The sequence below is a fragment of the Nocardia sp. BMG51109 genome (genome assembly GCF_000526215.1).
Lineage (GTDB): Bacteria > Actinomycetota > Actinomycetes > Mycobacteriales > Mycobacteriaceae > Nocardia.
Genome location: NZ_JAFQ01000004.1, coordinates 4,255,453 through 4,273,524, shown reverse-complemented (window position 1 = coordinate 4,273,524; position 18,072 = coordinate 4,255,453). Strand labels below are relative to the sequence as shown.

The window sequence follows — 18,072 nt, the reverse complement described above, 5'->3', positions numbered from 1 at the left end:
GTCGTGGCCGACTGGCTGCTGATCCCGATGTGCCCGACACCCAACGGCCGCCTGCACATCGGCCACGGCGCCGGCCCTTACCTCCGCGCCGATGCCATCGCCCGCGCCCAACGCCGCAACGGCGACACAGCCACCGTCATCACCGGCACCGACGCCTACGAAAACTGGGTCCTCGCCGCCACCACCGACGACACCACCCCCGAACAAACCTGCCGCCACTACCACGCAGGAATCAAACACGACCTCGACAACCTCGGCGTCGACCTCGACGACTGGATCGACCCCCTCGCAGACGAACACCGGCACCACTACCGCCACCTACACGAACAACTCCTCGACACCCTCCGCGAACACGGCATCGCACGACAGGAAACCGAAGCGATACCGATCGGCGCCGACACCGGACGCCCCCTGCTCGGCGTCTGGATCGCCGGAACCTGCCCCACCTGCGGTGCCCCGGCCGGCGGGAACACCTGCACCGCCTGCGGCGACCACTTCCACCCCGACCAACTCCGCGATCCGCACAGCCGCCTCACCGACGAGGCCATCCGCTGGAGCGAGACCGACAGCTGGCTCGCCCGCCCCACCGACCCCACCCGGATACTCGACAACCTGCGGGCGACCGGGCTCGCCGACCAGTTCCTCACCGCTCCGCGCACCTACCTCCAGCGCGCCGACGCCCGCATCCGACTGTCCCAGCCCGGCGACTGGGGCATCACCAGCAGCAACCTCCCGGACGGGCACGTGTTGGCCAACACCTACTACGGCTACGCCCTCTACACCGGCCTGCTCCACGCCAACGGCAACGGCAACTCGCTGAGCACCGACTCACCGGTGACCGTCGTCGGGCTCTTCGGCAGCGACAACTCCATCGCCGGACTCGTCGCACCCCACATCCTCTCCGCCACAACCGGATACAAACCCTTCGACCACACCGTGGTCAACCACATGCTCCACCTCGACGGCCGCAAACTGTCCACCAGCAAACAACACGGCATCTGGATCAGCGACCTGACCGACAACACCACCATCACCCCCGACGAACTGCGCTACGCCCTCGCCCACGAACCCCTCGACCACCACATCGGCGACATCACCCCCACCACACTCGTCACCCGCATCAACCAACTCCGCGCCTGGCGGCATGGCCCACTTGCCACCGCCCTCCAGACGCTGCGCCAATCCCATACTCCCGCCGTCGATTTCGCGCGGATCGCACCGCTGCTCGACGAGCAACACCACCACCTGACACCACCGCATGTCGACCTGGCCGCCGCTACCCACATCGCAAACACCTGGATGATGCCCACCCCCGGCGGCCTCTACGCCCCCGACACTGTTGCGACCTGGCTCACCGGCACAGCACTGCTCACCAGCCCGATTACCCCTGCACTGGCCGGCAACCTCTGGGCCGCACTCGGCTTCCGCGGCCAACCAAGTTGTCCACCGTTTCCATCGAACGGGAACTGACCGCCGTCGCCTGACAGCAGTGAAAGGCGGGCCGCGGTCGTGCTTCCCGCGGCCCGGCCTCCGTAGTCCCACGGGGGTGCGAGACCCGAACAGCGTAGCTATTGCGGGCTTGGCCGTGTGTGCACCAGCCGCTCTCCGAGCCGCATCCGCCCACGCCGGACGCGGCAGCGAGGACAAGGGTCACCGACTCGTGCGCTAGCCGCGGTCGCCAACGTATCCATAACGGTCGTGGGTGGGAACGGCCGGGACGAGGATGGTCATGACGGCGAACAAGGCACACAAGAAGGCCGCACGCGAGCAGGCCGCGACCGCCGGGGGCCAACTACACCACGGCGCTGCGCGGCATCTCGGAGACCAGCAGCACCCCATCGGAATGCCCGCCCCTGGTGCGAGGACCATATCGACACCAGGCCCGACGATGAACCCGACGACGGACCGTTCCACAAGGGCCTGAAGAACGCCATCCCGCTCACCTGCGCTACCGGGGCCGAGGTGGTGACGAAGCTGACCCGCTTCGACGCCTTCGACGGCAGCATCGAGGAGTACCACATCGAAATCACCGACGGCGATGACTACGGTGGTGCTCTGCCCCCGCTCGCCCCGGCCGAGGCAGAACACCTCGCCCGCGAACTGCTGCGCCTGGTGGCAGTCACGAAGGCCGAGACCGGTTCAAACGGTGACGGTGCCGACGGCGCTGGAACAGACAGGTGAAGCACTGGGCCGCAGCGAGTTTCGACTGTGGCCCAGTGCGCTGGCCTTTTCATCCGCCATCGGCGCAGGCGCGGGGGTGAACTTGAGCCACGGGCTACTTGCGTTCGTCGTCCACACGCCGGCGCGCAACGTTCAGCTCTTGGACCCCTCTCTGTGCATGAGGGTCCGCATTCGGCGCGCGGGAGGAACCGGGGCGTGATGCGCGCGGCATTGAACGAACCCGCCGGTGAGAACCGTTTCGCCTGGCGCGATGAGAATGCCTGGGCGCCAACCACGGATACATGCTCTGGTTCAGAGCTGAAACCGGTCGGACCGCAGGCTGCGGTCCCGAGATGGCCAACTTGTCGGTCCCGCCCGCCATGATGGAGCGCACATGCATTTGGCTCGGGTGGGAGGAGAACGATGAGCGGCGCGGACGCTGTCGAAGGGTTCCGATATCAGTTCCTGTGCACGCTGGAGTACGCGCTGAAGAGCTGGCTGACTCCCGACAGCGACTTCACAGCAGTGCTGGTCGACTCCAGCCGGGCCGAGCATGGTTCACCGGCCGACGCCGAGGTCGTGGACTTCGAAATCCATGAGGGCGGTCGGAGCGTGATCGCCGCGCAGGTGAAGGGCGGCACCAGCGACAGAACCTTCACTGCTGGCCAGGTCGTGGAGATCCTGCTACGGCTCCTCAGCAACGACTCCGACCGCTATGTCGTCATCAGTAACCGCAAAGCCGGACCCGGACTGCGGGACTTGTGCCGGTTGCTGGAGCGGCATCGATCCGGGCAAGAACAGACCGGAGCCATCCGGGAGGCGATGGAAACCGAGATCCCGATGTCCGATCGGCTCCGCGAGTCAATTCGGGCGGCAGGAAGCCGATGGTGGGATCGGCTTCGACGAACCGACATCGTGATCGACCTCCGCGCGGCCGACGAAGTCGACGACAGTGTTCGCGATCTGGTCCGTACCGCGCGCCGTCATGCCGATCCGGCCAGCGTTGGCTGGGAAGCTGCCGGGTTGATATCGAAGTACCTGACTGCGGTGATGATGGACGCGGCGACCGGCCGCAGCGGGCACAAGCTCTCCCGAGACGACCTCACTAGCCACCTGCGTGTGGATCCTCAAGCGGCACGATCGATACTCCGAACCAAGGAATGGGCCTTGCATGTACTGCCCGCTCCACGCGGCGGGGACGTGGCTCGTCGCCAAATCATCGACACCATCGGCCAGCATCTGCCGCCCCCGGCCGACGGACAGGAACCTCCGGTGTGCGTACTGTCCGGGCTGTCCGGGATCGGAAAGAGCAGCATCGCGGCTGCCTGGACCGACGAGCGCGCCGATGCCTACGCGCAGATCTACTGGATGGACGCCTCGACCGAGGCGAACCTGATTGCCTGCTTCGCGGCCATCGCGGCATGGCTGGCCGAGCAGGGCGTAGTCACCGCAGGTGACGATCCACGGGCCCGGGTCTTCGCCGCGCTCGCGGCCTCGACCAGGCCGTGGTTGATGGTGTTCGACAACGTGGCCGATCCTCGAGGCGCCGCGCGGTGGATACCGTCGCGTGGACCCGGGCACGTCGTGGTGACCACCGTGCGTGGCGGTGCGCTCACGGGGGCAGGGATATCGGAGATCAAGATCCCGGCGATGACTGACACGGAATCGGTACAGCTGCTCTCGCGCCGCCTCACCGATGGTGGGGCCACCCCCGCGAGCGACGATGATGCTCGGCTGGCAGTGTTAGCTCGCAAGCTGCACAATTGGCCATTGGCGCTGGAACTGGCCGCCGCATATCTATGTAACTGTTGCGGTGGCCTGTCGGGTATCAATGAATTCGAGCAGCTGATCCTGAGATCGCTCGACGACGAAGAATCGATACCAAAGGATTATCCAACAACGCTTGTACGGGCGATCGGTCTGTGCTGGCAGAAGCTCGCCGAACGGCCGGAAGAATCGTATCAGCGAGCAGTCCTGGCATTGCAGAGCGCCGCGTTCACCGGGTCGCGTCAAATCCCACTACAGATCCTGCTGGCCGCGAGTGTCGTCACGCCCGAAGATATGATCATGCCCGACACGAGCAAAGGATTTATGGCCTACGGCCTGTCCGTGCCCCCGACGGGAGAGGTGCTGCGCGCGATGCGGAGCTATTCTCTGATCGGTACCGACGTTCCTATCGCGACGCCACCGGGTCGATCGGACACGAACCCGACGCATTTCGGATTCACGGTAACCATGAATGAGATAGTCCAATCAGTGGTTCGCGACAGATACATCGATAAATCGCAGTTGGATACCGTGATATTCGGAGTTGCGGGTGTGCTTCAGCAATGGTTGTCCGCCGCGAATGACCGTAAAGCTCTCGGGTTCCTAGAGTCAATAGCAGGACATGCTGCGACCGTCAGCGAACATGCCATCGATTACGGTATGGAAAACGTCCTGATAGCAATCCTGTGGGGTAATACCGGTATCATTCTGAAGAACATCGGATATTCAGAACCGGCGGTACGCTACCTTTCTCGAGAATTGGTTTACCTTCGTCGGTCTGCGCGCCAATTCCCGGTCTATCGAATGCAGGCTGCGGTGGCACTGGCCGACGCTAGAAGACGTTCTGTCGAGGACCCTCGGGAGATCTCCGACGAGGTGGCCGACCTTCTTGAGGAATGTTTGAGCCTGATCAATGCGGCGGTAGCCGAGAACAGCTACATCGTGGCACAAACAGTGCGAAACGCTGTGATGGTTGCGTTGACGATGTTTCCTGATTGCAAGGCCAACTTGAGACTCAACCAGGTTTGCGCGGCCCTCGAAGATTACGCTCGTATGCTGCCCATTACCAAGGGTACCGATACGTTTGGCGTTCTCCGCGAGGTCGAGACCCTATTGAAAGACGCTCGCTACGAGGAAGCGTTGGCGGGTATCAAACCCCTGGTCGATAGGTTCGATGCGCGCGCTCCCGAGGCCGCGGCTATTCTCCGCTGGCTCACCGAATGCCATGTCGGACTGGACGACTGGGACGCCGCCGAGCAGGCTGCTGAACGGTTCGCCGACGGCGTACGGAAGTTTCGATCCTTCCAGGAGCAGGCCGGTACCTTCGGTCGCAATGTCGGTATCGCCTGCCATATGCATGCCTTGGCCGGAAAAGAAGGGGCGGTACGGCTTCTTGCTGCAACGACACGTATTGTTGACGACGCGGTCGCGGGCGGCGTCAGGGTTCAAGCGGTCGACAGAGCCATGTCCCTACTATTCAGGGCAATGCACCAGGCGATAATCCAGGACGTCCACGAAACCAGCCGGACACTGCGGTCCATCAATCCGGACGATCTATCCAGCGCGGACACAGTACAGATATTCAAGGTCATGTACCGCACCCTAGATCGATGGGTGGACAGCACCGTCGGTAACATCGAGAAATCTCAGCCTCCGTCCAGTGATCCCGAGGCATCGACCGGCGACGATAGCCAGCCGGCATCCGAGAACCTCGTCGCAGAGATTTCTCCGGAAGCTTACTTGGACGCGGTACACTCCGCACGACCAGACAAGGCTCTGCTTCTGACCGCTGCAATTGTTCAATGGACGTTGTCGTGCGGAACAGCCGTACGTCAGCCGATCGAAGTTGCGACTCGATTGAAATACGCCCTCGGCATGCTCGGCGTGGAATCGTCCGTTCTCGAATTTCAGCTGGACGTGATCCTCGCAGACCGAGACTTCACCCGGCCGGAGAACCGGATATTCTTGGACGACACCTTGCGAGGATGTGATCCCGCACATGCATTCGATACGGTGTACGGACTGTGGGTACCGTCGATCGAAAAGTTTGTCGATCCCACCGTCCCGCATCTCGCACCGCAATACCAGCGTTCGACGTGCCACGAAGCCGTCGAGAACTTGCCCGTCGTACTGCCCATCCCCAAGCAGGCCATTCCATCAAATCCGCTGCACATCCCCAGAACACACCACATCCTGCGATACCGACTGACACGGCTCTTGCCTGATTTCGACCAGCATTCGAGGCTGTCGAGTCAGTCTCGCGCCCAGTGCGCGATAGAAGGAATATCCATAGCAATCAACACTGCTAGTATCCTCCTTCAACGGACGTCCGAAGAATTGCAACAAGTATGCACGCAGTTCCCGAAGTTCGGTGAGCTAATCGGTCCCTGACAGTCAGGCCGGTCATTCGCTATCAATCATGCGGGGGATGCACTTCAGGATCTGCTCCGAACCGGTGATTCGCGATGACTCGTCGTTGCGCAGGAGCCGATCCCATCGCGTCGGCTCCGTCTGGGGTGGACAGGTTCGCCGGGGTATGTCGGCTGAAAGCGCCTCGTAAACAACGACATACGGGCCTCACGAGGAATCAGATGGTGAGACAAGCTTGCCCCTGGAGGTGACCCGTCCTTGAGCAGCCGGTGCGCGTCAGCGACGCGCTCGAACGGGAGCGCCTCCTGTACGTGAACCCGGAGCTTGCCTGTTCGACGAGTTCGACGAGACGTCGCAGGGCGACCGGATCGGGGTCGACCGCAATGCCGCTGAAGCGTTTGCCTGGCCGCCTCGAACCTGGCGGCGAGTTCCGAATCTTCCTGCGCACGACCCGCATCGTCGCCGATCTCGGCGCCGAAGCCATCCGCAATCCCCGTCTCGCACAAGCCCTTTCCGGCGCGCTGCGCGAACCGCGACGCGCCGCCGGGAAAGCCATGCTGCACAGGGCCGTCGAATGCGGCGAACTACCCGCCGACCTCGATACCGACCTCGCCCTGGACTGCTTGGTCGCTCTCACCCACGCGCGACCGCAGAACCTCACCGCCACAGGCGATCTCACCGACCCCTACCCCCGCCAGCGCCTCGTCGACGTCATCCTCACCACGCTCGCCGCCTGCCGCACCGAACCGCCTACCCCGACCGGCTAGACAGATAAGGCCACCAACCTACCCGCCACGAGGTCGCTCGCCGCCTATGGCTACCCACCGGATACCATGACCGGATCGGTTGCCCGGCACGATCTTTACGCTGCCGCGGCGTCCTCGACCTCGGCAACCAGGTCCACCACCTCGTCCAGCCGGTCATCGGTCGTCAAGTGCCCCATCCCCTGTCGCACCCGGAGTTCGACACCCAGGTGCCGCCGCACCGCCGGCCGCAGCCGGACCGGGGCCAGGAACCGGTCGTGTTCGCCGACCGACACGGCGCACGGCACCGCCGCCCGCCGCCGCAGCACCGACGGCGGCAGCGGTGGTGCGGCAGTGCCGGGCGACCAGCGTCATCCACTCGACCTCGCGGTCCGGTGGCCGCGCGCCCGGCGCCACGAACAGCTCGAGCAACTTGCGGGTCCGGTCCGGCGAAGGATTCGACAGCCACGGGATCGCGGCCGCCGCGCCCCTCGGGGGCACCGTGAGCCGGACGATCCCGCCCGGCGACACCAGCGCCCGCCCGGCGATGCGCGGCGAGTCGCAGGCCAGGGCGATGGCCGCACCGAGCGAGTTCCCGGCCACGACGACCCGATCGAGCCCGGCCGTGTCGAGAACGTCCGCGAGAACCCGCCCGTACCAGCTCGAGCGGCCGAGCGACGGGCGGTTCTCGTCGCTGAGGCCGGGCTGCCCGACGACGTCGACAACGTGAACTTCCCTGTGCCGGGCCAGTTCTCGTGCCCACGACATCGTCATGGCGGCGTTGAAATTCGTCCCCGGCACCAGCACCACCGGGCGATCACCACGGCCCGCCGACACCATGTGCACCCCTCCGGCGAAGGTAGCGAGGACCGACCGGGTGTGCGGCACGGACCATCTACCCAGCTCCGACTCACACCACCGGCGTATCACCCGGCGACCCGCCGCATTCTTGTACACCGAAGGCATCCGGTGAGCGTATATCGGTCTATCCCAGCTCATTCCGGATCCACCGAGCCGGGATCGGCTGAACCTGAGACCGCTCGGCCGTCGCGGCGAGCGTTGTCATGCGCTCGGAGTCCGCAACGGAGACTCATACCAGGTCGGCGAACGACTCCACGCAGGTGATGCTGCCGGACACGATGAGTTCGTCGCCGTCGGAGACGACGGTTTGCGGTGTGGCGTAGGTGAATTCGCCGTTGCGTGGCTTGATGGCGACGACGGTGACGTGGAAGTGTTCGCGCAGCCCGCTGTCGGTGAGTGTCATGCCGACGACGGCGTCGGGTGCGGTGGTACGGATCATGGCGAAGTCGTCGTCGAACTCGATGTAGTCGAGCATGCGGCCGGTGACCAGGTGCGCGATCCGTTCGCCCATGTCGAATTCGGGTGCCACGACGTGGTGGGCGCCGATGCGTTCGAGGATGCGGCCGTGCTGGCGGCTGTTGGCCTTGGCCCAGATGCGCGGGATGCCGAGGTCGACCAGCAGTGAGGTGGTGAGAATGCTGGCTTCGAGGTCGCCGCCGATCCCGACGACCGCATGCGGGTAATCGGCGACGCCGAGTTGTTCGAGAGCGTCCGGATCGGTGGTGTCGGCGACCGCGACGTGGGTCAGCTCATCGGAATACTGCTGCACCAGCCGCGCATCGGAGTCGATCGCCAGGACTTCCGAGCCGTGCTCGACCAGCTCGTGGGCCAGTGACCCGCCGAATCGGCCGAGGCCGATGACCACGACCCGGGTGGTGGGGTGTTTCGGCATTTTCGCCAGGGGTGTTCTAGCCAACGATGGGACGCTCCTCCGGTAGCTCGTAGCGTCGTTCGTGCTCACGCAGGGCGAGCGCGGACGCCAGGGTGATCGGGCCGACCCGGCCGATGAACATCATCACGATCAACAGTAGGTGTCCGGCCGCCGGCAGATCCGCGGTGATACCGGTGGACAGGCCGACGGTGCCGAAGGCCGAGACGACCTCGAACAGCACCGCGTCCAGCGGCAGCTGCGACAGCCGCAGCAGGATCAGGGTGGCCACCAGCACCGCGGCGACACCGAGCAACGCGACGGTGATCGCTTGCCGCTGCACCGCCGCGGCCAGTCGGCGTCCCATCACGTGCACCGTCGGCTGCCCACGTACCTCGGCGGAGATCACGAACGCCAGGAGCGCGAAGGTGGTCACCTTGATCCCGCCGGCGGTGCCGGCGCTGCCGCCGCCGATGAACATCAACGCGTCGTTGACCAGCAGAGTGGTCGGATGCATCGCGCCCACATCGACGGTGTTGAACCCGGCCGTGCGCGGAGTGGCCCCCTGGAACGCGCCCGCCAGCAGCTTGCCGGGCAACGACATCGGGCCCAGCGTGGCCGGATTGGCCCACTCCGAGGCGGTCACGAGAACGATACCGGTGAGCAGCAGCCCGGCATAGGTGAGCACGGTGATCTTGGTGTGCAACGACCACCCGGGGATTCGGGCACCGCGCACGCGGGCGCCCAGCGCGCGGCCCAGCTCGAAGACGACGGGAAACCCGATGCCGCCCACGATGAACGCCGCCGTGACCGGCACGACGATCCACGCATCGCCGGCGTGGCGGACCAGGCTGTCCTCGTGCAGCGCGAACCCGGCGTTGTTGTATGCCGAAATCGCGTGGAACACGCCGAAATACACAGCCTGCCCGAACGATTCGGCGGTGTCGGCCAGGCGGCGGCCGGTGAGGGCCGCCGCCGTCACCAGTTCCACGACCGCGCTCATCGCGACGACTCCGACGACCACCCGGCGGGTTTCTCCCAACCGCAGGGTCTTGGTTTCAGCCTGCGCGACCAGCTGCATGCGCAGTCCCATGCGCCGGGCCACCAGTAGTCCGAGCAGCGAGGCGGCGGTCATGATTCCCAGCCCGCCGATCTGGATCAGGCCCAGCACCACCGCCTCACCGAAAGGCGACCAATACGTCGCCGTGTCGACCACGACCAGACCGGTGACACACACTGCCGACGTCGCGGTGAACAACGCCGTGACCGGGCCCGTCCAGTCCCCGGTTTCCGACGCGATCGGCAACGTCAACAACACCGCGCCGACCAGGGTGATGGCGGCGAACCCCGCCACGGTCAGCCGCGCCGGATGCCCCATCGGCCCCAACCGGCGCATCACAGGCAGTGCGGTCCGGCCCATCGCCTACCCGGCCGAGCCCGACACGACACCGACGACCGCAGTGTCACCCACGACGCACCCCTTGCTCCTCCCACTCGAACAGCGGCCGATCCCGTACCTTGCCTCCGAGCGTTCCCGGGGCATCCACATGCGGGCACCGGTACCGGGTACCCACTCGACGCGCTGGCGAGTGTATACACGGGTCGTCACCTACCGGCGATTCGGAGCCATACACCGGCAGTAACGCCTGTGCCGGCCGACAGCTGTCGGTTCCGAGTGGATTGCCTCAAACCCGCATCTCCTACGACGAGGCCACCGCCCGGCCCGCACGCGTCGAAAAAGCCACTGCCGCTTGACACTCCAGCCCCTGGGATCTCTAGTGCCCCGAAACAGTGTGCACCCCTACAGTCGCGCGGCCGGGTGCTGCCGGACCCCCACGCCCCGGCGATCCGCCCCCTTATCCCGCTCTGGGCACAGGGTGGGTGCGTTCAGCTCGCCTTGTTGTAGGCCGCGATGATGTCCGCCTGGATCCGGCCCCGGCTGGACACCTGGTACCCCTGCTTACGCGCCCAGTCCCGAATCGCGCCCGTCTGTTCCCTATCGACGGCCACGCGGCCACCGGTCTTGGTCTTACCCTTGGGAATTCGCCCCACCTTACGGGCAGGGGCAGTCCATTCCTCGAACGCTGCGCGGAGCGTGGCCGCGTTCTTCATCGACAGGTCGATCTCGTACTCCACGCCGTCGACACCGAACCGCACCGTCTCCTCGGCCACGGACGTGCCGTCGTAGTCGTCCACCAACTCGACGACGACCTTCTTCGCCATAAAGCCCCTCCTCCACGCGCGTACGAGAATGCCGGAGCGGCAATCATAATCACGGACCACCGGTAAAGACGGACCCGGGCGCTCGTATCACGGATGCGGTCAACAGCTGTACCCGCCGCACGGACGACGAGCACCGCAAGTACGCGGGCGCCTGAAGGTCCACCGCGCGGCCGGGGGCAACGACATCGCCGCGCCGTAGCAGCAAGTCAATGACCTTCAGAGGTCAAGAGCCCCACCAATTTCTCTACAGCGCCAGGCAGACGGGGCCGAGGCTGATACCGGGCCCGACTTCTACCTGCATGGTTTTCTCGCTGCCGATCTGGACGGCGTGCAGGGTGTGGATGCCGGTGGTGTGCGGTGTCCAGTTGGCGGAGACCTTGCCGGATTGGTCTACCAGGATCGCGCCGGGTGGGTCGAACGATCCGTTCTGGCTGTCGTAGAAGCTCACGTATTCGCCGGGTGCCGCGTCGGCGAACACCAGGTGGGTACACCCGGTGCCGTACGGTGACGGGCCGAAACTCCACCCCGGCGAAATACCGAAACTGTCGACCGAGGCAGGCGCCGCGGGTGCGATAAGCACGACCGCAGCCAGCGCACCTGCGGTCACTGCGGCAGCGGCGGACATTCGGGATCGGAACATGATGTGGATCCTTCCGCGTCGTGTGTTCGCTCGGCATACCTCTACCAGGCACGTCGGCATCGGCGGGGCAGTAGTTACGCCCCTGGTTGCGGCACCCCAAGATCCGGTCCGATCACCAGCTGCCCACCCGGGAAACCGCAGTTCACCGCCGTTCCCATGTTCACAGCGCCCCGCCAGCGGCACCTAGAGGATGGTTGTGTCCCACGCCATAGGTCACCGTGCGGTTATCGGTCGGCCGTCGCTCGTATCTACGGGCTCACGCGCACGACCACGACCTCGTCACCGGTTTCGGTGATGTCGAAATCGGCCGGGTCGAGTCTGGTGAGGTTCTGGTCGTCCCGCAGTGGTTGCAGGTCCTCGATGTCGATCCAGCGCGGGAGCGTACCGGGAGACCGTAGTGGGGAGGGAGACCACAAGGTTCCGGTTTCGGTGTCGATGATCGTGGTGCCGCCATCCGGTAACCGTTGCACCTGTATCACCCGGTCTTCGCGCATCGCTCTGCCGTCGCCACGCCACAGGCGAAACGAGTCGTAGCCATCCTGGGAGCTGACGTAGATGAGCGTGCCGTCGCCGGCCTGGCACAGATATTCCACTCGCCTGCTCATGGCCGTGCCATCTGGTTGTGCACGGTTGCGACGATCACGCAGGCAATGGTGAGACGGCGGGCCGCGGTGGCGACCGCGATCGTGTCGGTATCGGCGCCCGACGCCACGAACGCCCGTGCGGCCTGGGGCGTCTCGACCGCGCAGCGAAGCCGAATCGCCGACGCCTGGGCGGTGCACGCCACGTCACCCGAACCGCTCCCGAGACGATCGCGGGTGCCGCCGACGATGTGCCTGGCACCGCAGGCACCGGAGGGCAGTGGCCGGGCGGGGTGGCGGCCGCTTCGGCCGCATCCCGCGATCATGGTGTGTGCGTGCACGACGCCTTCCTCCGGCCTGGTCACGACGATATCTGTTCGCCGACCAGGCTTCCCGGCACACCGCAACGAACCCTAGTGCCCTGCACCGGTGTTCACCAGCACCACCCCGCCGCACCGGTCCGACCACGGGCGGTGTCCTCCGTCAGGGCGGGCCGATTTGCCCGAATAGGGTCATCTACGGCATCTTTACACCTTGGTGTGCCGGGAAGCCTGGTCGGCGAGTTGGGTCCGCGAATGCGGGTGACACGTGCGACCGGCCGATGGGAGACCTGCTGTTGACCGACACCGAAGCGATCTCGACCGATTCTCCACCGATGGCCATGCGCCCCGGGGTCGTATCCTGCGAGTGTGCATGCTTCTCAGATAGCCGAGGATTACCCGGTGGTCGGGATGGACACCGACGCGCTGGACGCGGCCCGGCTGCTCGCCGAGCACCGGCTGCCCGGCATCGTGGTGACCGACGCGAAGGGACGTCCGGAGGCGGTGCTGCCGGCGTCGCAGGTGGTGCGTTTCCTGGTGCCGACCTACGTGCAGGACGACCCGTCGCTGGCCGGTGTGCTGAACGAATCGATGTGCGAGCGGGTGGTGGCGAAGCTGCGCGGCAAGAAGGTGCGCGACGTGCTGCCCGAACACTTGGCGAAGGTCCCGGCCGCGAAGGCCGACGACACCGTCATCGAGGTCGCGGCCACCATGGCGCAGTTCCGCAGCCCGCTGGTCGCGGTCATGAACGATACCGACCTGATCGGCGTGATCACCGCCTCCCGGCTGCTGCAAGCATCGCTGCAGCACGACTGAGCCACGGTCCTGCCGCGGAGTTGCCGAGCCGAGGCACCGGCACGGCGGCGCCGAGTCGCGGCGTCGCCGCTGCGGCGGCCGGGGGGAAGTCGTGAGCACATCCGCCATCGTCGCGGTCGGCGTCTTCGCCGTCGCCTACGTCTTGATTGCAACAGAGCGAATCCACAAGACCGCGGCCGCGCTCGGTGGTGCGGCGATCGTGCTGGCTCTGGGCGTGGTGGGGTCGGCCGACAGCTTCTTCTCTCACGACACCGGCATCGACTGGAACGTCATCTTCCTGCTGCTCGGGATGATGATCATCGTTGGCGTGCTGCGCCAGACCGGTGTGTTCGAATACACGGCGATCTGGGCGGCCAAGCGCGCCAAGGGATCCCCGCTGCGGGTGATGATCCTACTGACGCTGATCACGGCCGTCGCCTCCGCCCTGCTCGACAACGTCACCACCGTGCTGCTCATCGCGCCGGTCACGCTGCTGGTGTGCGAGCGCCTCGACATCAATCCGGTGCCGTTCCTCATCGCCGAGGTCCTGGCGTCGAACATCGGCGGCGCCGCCACGCTGATCGGCGACCCGCCCAACATCATCATCGGCAGCCGGGCGGGCCTGGCGTTCAACGACTTCCTGATCCACATGGGCCCGCTGGTGATCGTCGAACTGATCGTGTTCACGCTGGTGCTGCCGCTGTTGTTCCGCGGCAGTTTCTCGGTCGACCCGGAGCGTGCCGAGGATGTCATGTCGCTGAACGAGCGCGAGGCGATCCGCGACCCGCGGCTGCTGATCAAGTGCGGCCTGGTGCTGGCAGGAGTGTTCGCCGGGTTCGTCGGGCATTCGGTGTTCCACGTCGACCCGTCGGTGGTGGCGCTGCTGGGCGCCGGGGTGCTGGTGCTGATCTCCGGTGTGCCGCAACAGGATTACCTGTCGGCGGTGGAATGGGAGACGCTGCTGTTCTTCGCGGGCCTGTTCGTGATGATCGGCGCGCTGGTGAAAACGGGTGTGATCGAGGATCTTTCGCGCCTGGCGGTGGACGCGACCGGTGGTGACGCGCTGGTGGCGACGATGCTGATCCTGGTGGTGTCGGCGGTGCTGTCGGGCGTGATCGACAACATCCCGTACGTGGCCACGATGAGCCCGCTGGTCGCCGAGCTGGTCGGCGGCATGGGCCAGCACGCCGACACGCTGTGGTGGTCGCTGGCGATCGGCGCCGACTTCGGCGGCAACCTCACCGCCGTCGGGGCGAGCGCCAACGTGGTCATGCTCGGCATCGCCAAACGCGCCTGCCACCCGATCACGTTCTGGGAGTTCACCCGCAAGGGCATCGTCGTCACCACGATCACCATCGCGATCGCCGCACCGTACCTGTGGTTGCGCTACTTCTTGCTCGGGTCCTGACCCCGTTGCTCGGACAGTCGCCGGAGGACAGGTGTCCCTCGGGAATCGGGCGTCGCGGGAGGTGGCTGCGAGCGAACCGGTTCTGTCAGCGTCCAGAGCGCTTGTAGCTCCTGGGCTGCCGCATCAGGCCGGCGGCCGGGAGGGATCGGCCGGTCCGAAGACGACCGAACGAGCAGACGACCCTCCGCAGACGATTCTCGTCGGGGTCCGCGGCGCATGCCGGATCCGTGCCGGTCACGGGACGCGCCGCCCGACGCTCCGGGGTTCGCAGCGGGGGCCTAGTGTGCGGTGAGTCCGCGTACCGCGGCGAGTTGGGTGGGGGTGCCCAGGATGATCAGGACGGTGCCGGGAATGATCGCGGTGTCGTCGGCGGGGTTGGCGACGAACCGCCCGCCGGGCGTACGGAGAGCGAGAACGAGTGCTCCGGTGCTGGGGCGCACAGCGGCGTCGGCAAGGGAGCGGCCGTCCAGCGGAGACTGCGAGCCGATCGTGATCTCCTCGATCCGGTACTCGAGGGCGTCGTCGTGCATGACGACGTCGAGGAACTCGGCGACGTTCGGTTGCAGGGCGAATGCCGCCATGCGGCGGCCGCCGATCAGTTGCGGGTTGATCGCACGGTTCGCTCCCGCCCGGTGCAGCATGGCCTTGGCGTTGTCGCTTCCTGCTCGCGCGACGATCACCAGGTCCGGACGTTGCGAGCGCGCCGACAGCGTGACGTAGACGTTGTCGGCATCGCTGTCGAGTGCGGCGATCATGGCGTGGGCGTGCTCGATACCGGCCGCGCCGAGGACGCTGTCGTCGGTGACGTCGCCGAGGACGTAGGCGAACTCGATGTCGTCGAGCCGGTCCGGGTCACGATCGATGACCACGATCGCTCTGCCGAGGCTGCTGAGGTACTGCGCGGTGGAGCGGCCGACCCGGCCCCAGCCGCACACGATGACGTGCCCACGCAAACGTTCTATCTGCCGATTCATTCGTCGTCGCTCCAAGCGGTGCCGTAGGTGTCCGTCGATGAGGGCCTCCAGCAGGACCCCGAACATGTAGAAGACAGTGCCCGCACCGACCAGGATCAGCGCCATCGTGAAGACCTGCCCGAGCGGGGACAGCGGGTGGACCTCCCGGAAACCGACGGTCGAAATCGTCGTCACCGTCTGGTAGAGCGCGTCGAGGACACCGAAACCCAGGATCACGTAACCGACAGTCCCCACCAGGGTCACCAGCAAGAACGCCACCATCACCCGGGCCAGGCGTCGCAGCGGGCTCACGCGACGATTGTGACACCGGCGCCCCCGGCCCGCTCTCCAGGCGGGCGAGCACAGCCGGTTCGTGGCGTTCGGCACGGCCGCTGCAGGACTCGCCCACACCGGTACAGCAGGTCCTCACGACCGCAGCGGCGGCGGCTGGACGGGAGGCTCCCGCACCGTGGTCGATCGATCTGCCTGATCACTGGCCGACCGCCTGCGTGACCTGTGCCGTTCGCGGACGTGGCCGGAAGGACTGTCCCGCCGGCGCAGGGGTCGGACGACGGGACGGTACTCCGGTGTCAGGTGAGGTCGCGGTGGTTGAACCGGTAGGTGCCGGCGGCGACCAGTGCGGCCGAGGTGGCGGCGAGGACGAGCAGGCCGGTCCAGCCGACGCCGTTCCGCAGCGGTTCGCTGTCGATGTAGTAGTGGAACGGTGACAGGTAGGCAGCAGGGCCGAGCCCGATCTGGGCGGCGAAGGCGTGCGCGGCGTAGGCGGCGACGCCGACGACGGCGGTGACGGCGAACACGACACCGCGGCGCCCGAAGGCGGCGCCGATTCCGGTGGCCAGTGCACCGAAGGTGACGGTCAGCAGGACCAGATGCGCGCACTGGGCAGCGAATCGGCCGGGATCGACCGCCGACAGGTCCGCAGCATCGCGGATCGCGAGCATCGCCAGCCAGAGGACGGCCCCGATGCCGGTGGCCGCCAGCACAAGTGCGGCGAAGCGTTGCAGGATCAGCGATGTCCGGGTGATCGGGTGGGCCAGTAGCAGATCGAGGGTGCCGGATTCCTCGTCGGCGGCGGTGACGCGCGCGCCGGTGGCGGCGCCGAAGAACATGGCAAGCAACGGCACGATCAGCCCGAACACGGTCGAGCCGAGATAGCCCGCCGCGGAGGTGATGTCGGTCATGTTCAACGCGTCACGCAGGCCCTCGGGCAGGTTCTCGGTCTGGGCGGCACCGTTTTTCGCCATCTGCGGGTAGAACCCGGCATACAGCACGGCCGCCAGCGTGATTCCGGCGGTCCAGCCGACCAGGCCGCGACGATTGTCGCGCAGGGTCTTGACGACAACCGTGGTGCGGGTGGTGACCTCGATCGGCGCGGTGGCGGTGGGGAGGGTGGTCATCTCTGTATGTCCTTGTCGGTGAAGAGATTCGAGGGGATCAGGCGGCGGGCCGGGGTGCGGCCGCGGTGCCGGTGTAGTGGCTGTGGAAGATCTCGTCGAGGTGCGGTTCGGTGGTGTGCAGCGCGGTGACCGTGTGCCGGGCGGCAGCCTTGACGACCGCGTCGGGCGTGCCGGTCAACCCGGCGCGCAGGACGGTGCCGGTCTCGTCCAGCGACGGCTCCACCAGTCCGGGAAGAGTGCGGAACTCGTCGACCGAAACCGGTGCGGCGAAACCGATCTCGATGCGGCGCGTGGCTGCCGCACGCAGGTCGGCGACGGTGTCGAGGGCGACCAGCGTCCCGTCGCGGAGGATGCCGAGGCGGTCGGCGACGGCCTCGACCTCGTCCATGATGTGGCTGGACATGAACACCGTCTGCCCGTTGCCCGCGGCCTCGGTGACCAGTTCCAGGAAGGTCTGCTGCACCAGCGGATCCAGCCCGGACGTGGGCTCGTCCAGGATCAGCAGTTCCGGGGTGTGCATGAATGCCTGCACCAGTCCGACCTTCTGCCGGTTGCCCTTCGACAGGCTCTTGATCGTCGCGCCCTGGTCGAGACCGAGCCGGTCGGCGAGGTCGTCGATGCGGTGCCGCGGGACACCGCCGCGCAGGTCACCGAGGAACCGCAGGCATTCCCGCACCCGCTGACGGCCGTCGACAACGAAATCGCCTGCCAGATAACCGGTCCGGCGCCGCATCTCGACGCCGTCGCGCCGCGGGTCCAGCCCCAGTACGGTCGCGGCACCGGAGGTGGGGCGGATCAAATCCAGCAGCAGCCGGATGGTGGTCGACTTCCCGGCGCCGTTGGGGCCGAGATACCCGAACACCTCGCCCTCGCGGATGTCGAGCGTCAATCCCGTGAGGCCGCGGCGGGGACCGTAGGACTTGGTGAGGTCCCGGATTTCGATGGCGTTGCTCATGACTCACACG

16 protein-coding genes are annotated in these 18,072 nt (G+C 66.3%); 6 read left to right on the top strand and 10 right to left on the bottom strand.

The window, feature by feature from the left end:
- Nucleotides 1–3: 3 nt before the first annotated feature.
- The 4 genes from D892_RS0120430 (at nt 4) to D892_RS0120415 (ending at nt 7,064) form a co-directional block, all read left to right on the top strand.
- Nucleotides 4–1,470, top strand: coding sequence for a class I tRNA ligase family protein (locus tag D892_RS0120430; RefSeq protein ID WP_024803031.1), 1,467 nt, complete (start codon nt 4–6; stop codon nt 1,468–1,470).
- Between the two features lie 495 nt (nt 1,471–1,965).
- Nucleotides 1,966–2,181, top strand: a complete 216-nt coding sequence (locus tag D892_RS0120425; protein ID WP_156959600.1) for a hypothetical protein — start codon at nt 1,966–1,968, stop codon at nt 2,179–2,181.
- A 402-nt stretch (nt 2,182–2,583) separates the two neighbouring features.
- Entirely contained in the window at nt 2,584–6,318 is a 3,735-nt protein-coding gene (locus D892_RS0120420) for an ATP-binding protein (RefSeq protein WP_024803029.1), read from the top strand.
- A gap of 248 nt (nt 6,319–6,566) precedes the next feature.
- Nucleotides 6,567–7,064, top strand: a complete 498-nt coding sequence (locus D892_RS0120415; RefSeq protein ID WP_084161148.1) for a TetR-like C-terminal domain-containing protein — start codon at nt 6,567–6,569, stop codon at nt 7,062–7,064.
- A gap of 153 nt (nt 7,065–7,217) precedes the next feature.
- Here D892_RS0120415 and D892_RS45470 read toward each other — a convergent pair whose 3' ends face one another.
- The 7 genes from D892_RS45470 to D892_RS0120375 all read right to left on the bottom strand — a co-directional run bounded on the left by D892_RS45470 (nt 7,218) and on the right by D892_RS0120375 (nt 12,578).
- On the bottom strand, nt 7,218–7,880 hold the full coding sequence (locus D892_RS45470; RefSeq protein ID WP_198036952.1) for an alpha/beta fold hydrolase: 663 nt from the start codon (nt 7,878–7,880) through the stop codon (nt 7,218–7,220).
- A gap of 250 nt (nt 7,881–8,130) precedes the next feature.
- Nucleotides 8,131–8,793, bottom strand: a complete 663-nt coding sequence (locus D892_RS0120400; protein WP_036567294.1) for a TrkA family potassium uptake protein — start codon at nt 8,791–8,793, stop codon at nt 8,131–8,133.
- Nucleotides 8,794–8,809: 16 nt separating this feature from the next.
- Nucleotides 8,810–10,189 carry a TrkH family potassium uptake protein gene (locus tag D892_RS0120395; RefSeq protein WP_024803024.1) on the bottom strand — a complete coding sequence of 460 codons (1,380 nt, stop codon included), beginning with the start codon at nt 10,187–10,189 and terminating at the stop codon, nt 8,810–8,812.
- 467 nt (nt 10,190–10,656) lie between these two features.
- Nucleotides 10,657–10,992: an Lsr2 family protein gene (locus D892_RS0120390; protein WP_024803023.1), complete on the bottom strand. Its 336-nt coding sequence runs from the start codon at nt 10,990–10,992 to the stop codon at nt 10,657–10,659.
- A 244-nt stretch (nt 10,993–11,236) separates the two neighbouring features.
- A complete protein-coding gene (locus D892_RS0120385; RefSeq protein ID WP_156959599.1) occupies nt 11,237–11,632 on the bottom strand; it encodes a hypothetical protein in 396 nt (131 codons plus the stop codon).
- A 248-nt stretch (nt 11,633–11,880) separates the two neighbouring features.
- Entirely contained in the window at nt 11,881–12,237 is a 357-nt protein-coding gene (locus D892_RS0120380; RefSeq protein ID WP_156959598.1) for a hypothetical protein, read from the bottom strand.
- A complete protein-coding gene (locus D892_RS0120375; protein WP_024803020.1) occupies nt 12,234–12,578 on the bottom strand; it encodes a hypothetical protein in 345 nt (114 codons plus the stop codon). Before D892_RS0120375 ends, D892_RS0120380 begins: the two co-directional genes overlap by 4 nt.
- Before the next feature lie 324 nt (nt 12,579–12,902).
- Here D892_RS0120375 and D892_RS0120370 point away from each other — a divergent pair, with 324 nt between their 5' ends.
- Entirely contained in the window at nt 12,903–13,349 is a 447-nt protein-coding gene (locus D892_RS0120370) for a CBS domain-containing protein (protein WP_024803019.1), read from the top strand.
- Nucleotides 13,350–13,440: 91 nt separating this feature from the next.
- Entirely contained in the window at nt 13,441–14,736 is a 1,296-nt protein-coding gene (locus D892_RS0120365; protein WP_024803018.1) for an SLC13 family permease, read from the top strand.
- 278 nt (nt 14,737–15,014) lie between these two features.
- On the opposite strand, the gene D892_RS0120360 is transcribed toward D892_RS0120365, so the two are convergent.
- From D892_RS0120360 to D892_RS0120350, 3 genes are all read right to left on the bottom strand, one after another.
- Entirely contained in the window at nt 15,015–16,001 is a 987-nt protein-coding gene (locus tag D892_RS0120360) for a TrkA family potassium uptake protein (protein WP_024803017.1), read from the bottom strand.
- Between the two features lie 278 nt (nt 16,002–16,279).
- Nucleotides 16,280–17,107: an ABC transporter permease subunit gene (locus D892_RS0120355; protein WP_024803016.1), complete on the bottom strand. Its 828-nt coding sequence runs from the start codon at nt 17,105–17,107 to the stop codon at nt 16,280–16,282.
- Between the two features lie 37 nt (nt 17,108–17,144).
- On the bottom strand, nt 17,145–18,062 hold the full coding sequence (locus tag D892_RS0120350) for an ABC transporter ATP-binding protein (protein WP_024803015.1): 918 nt from the start codon (nt 18,060–18,062) through the stop codon (nt 17,145–17,147).
- Nucleotides 18,063–18,072: the final 10 nt, after the last annotated feature.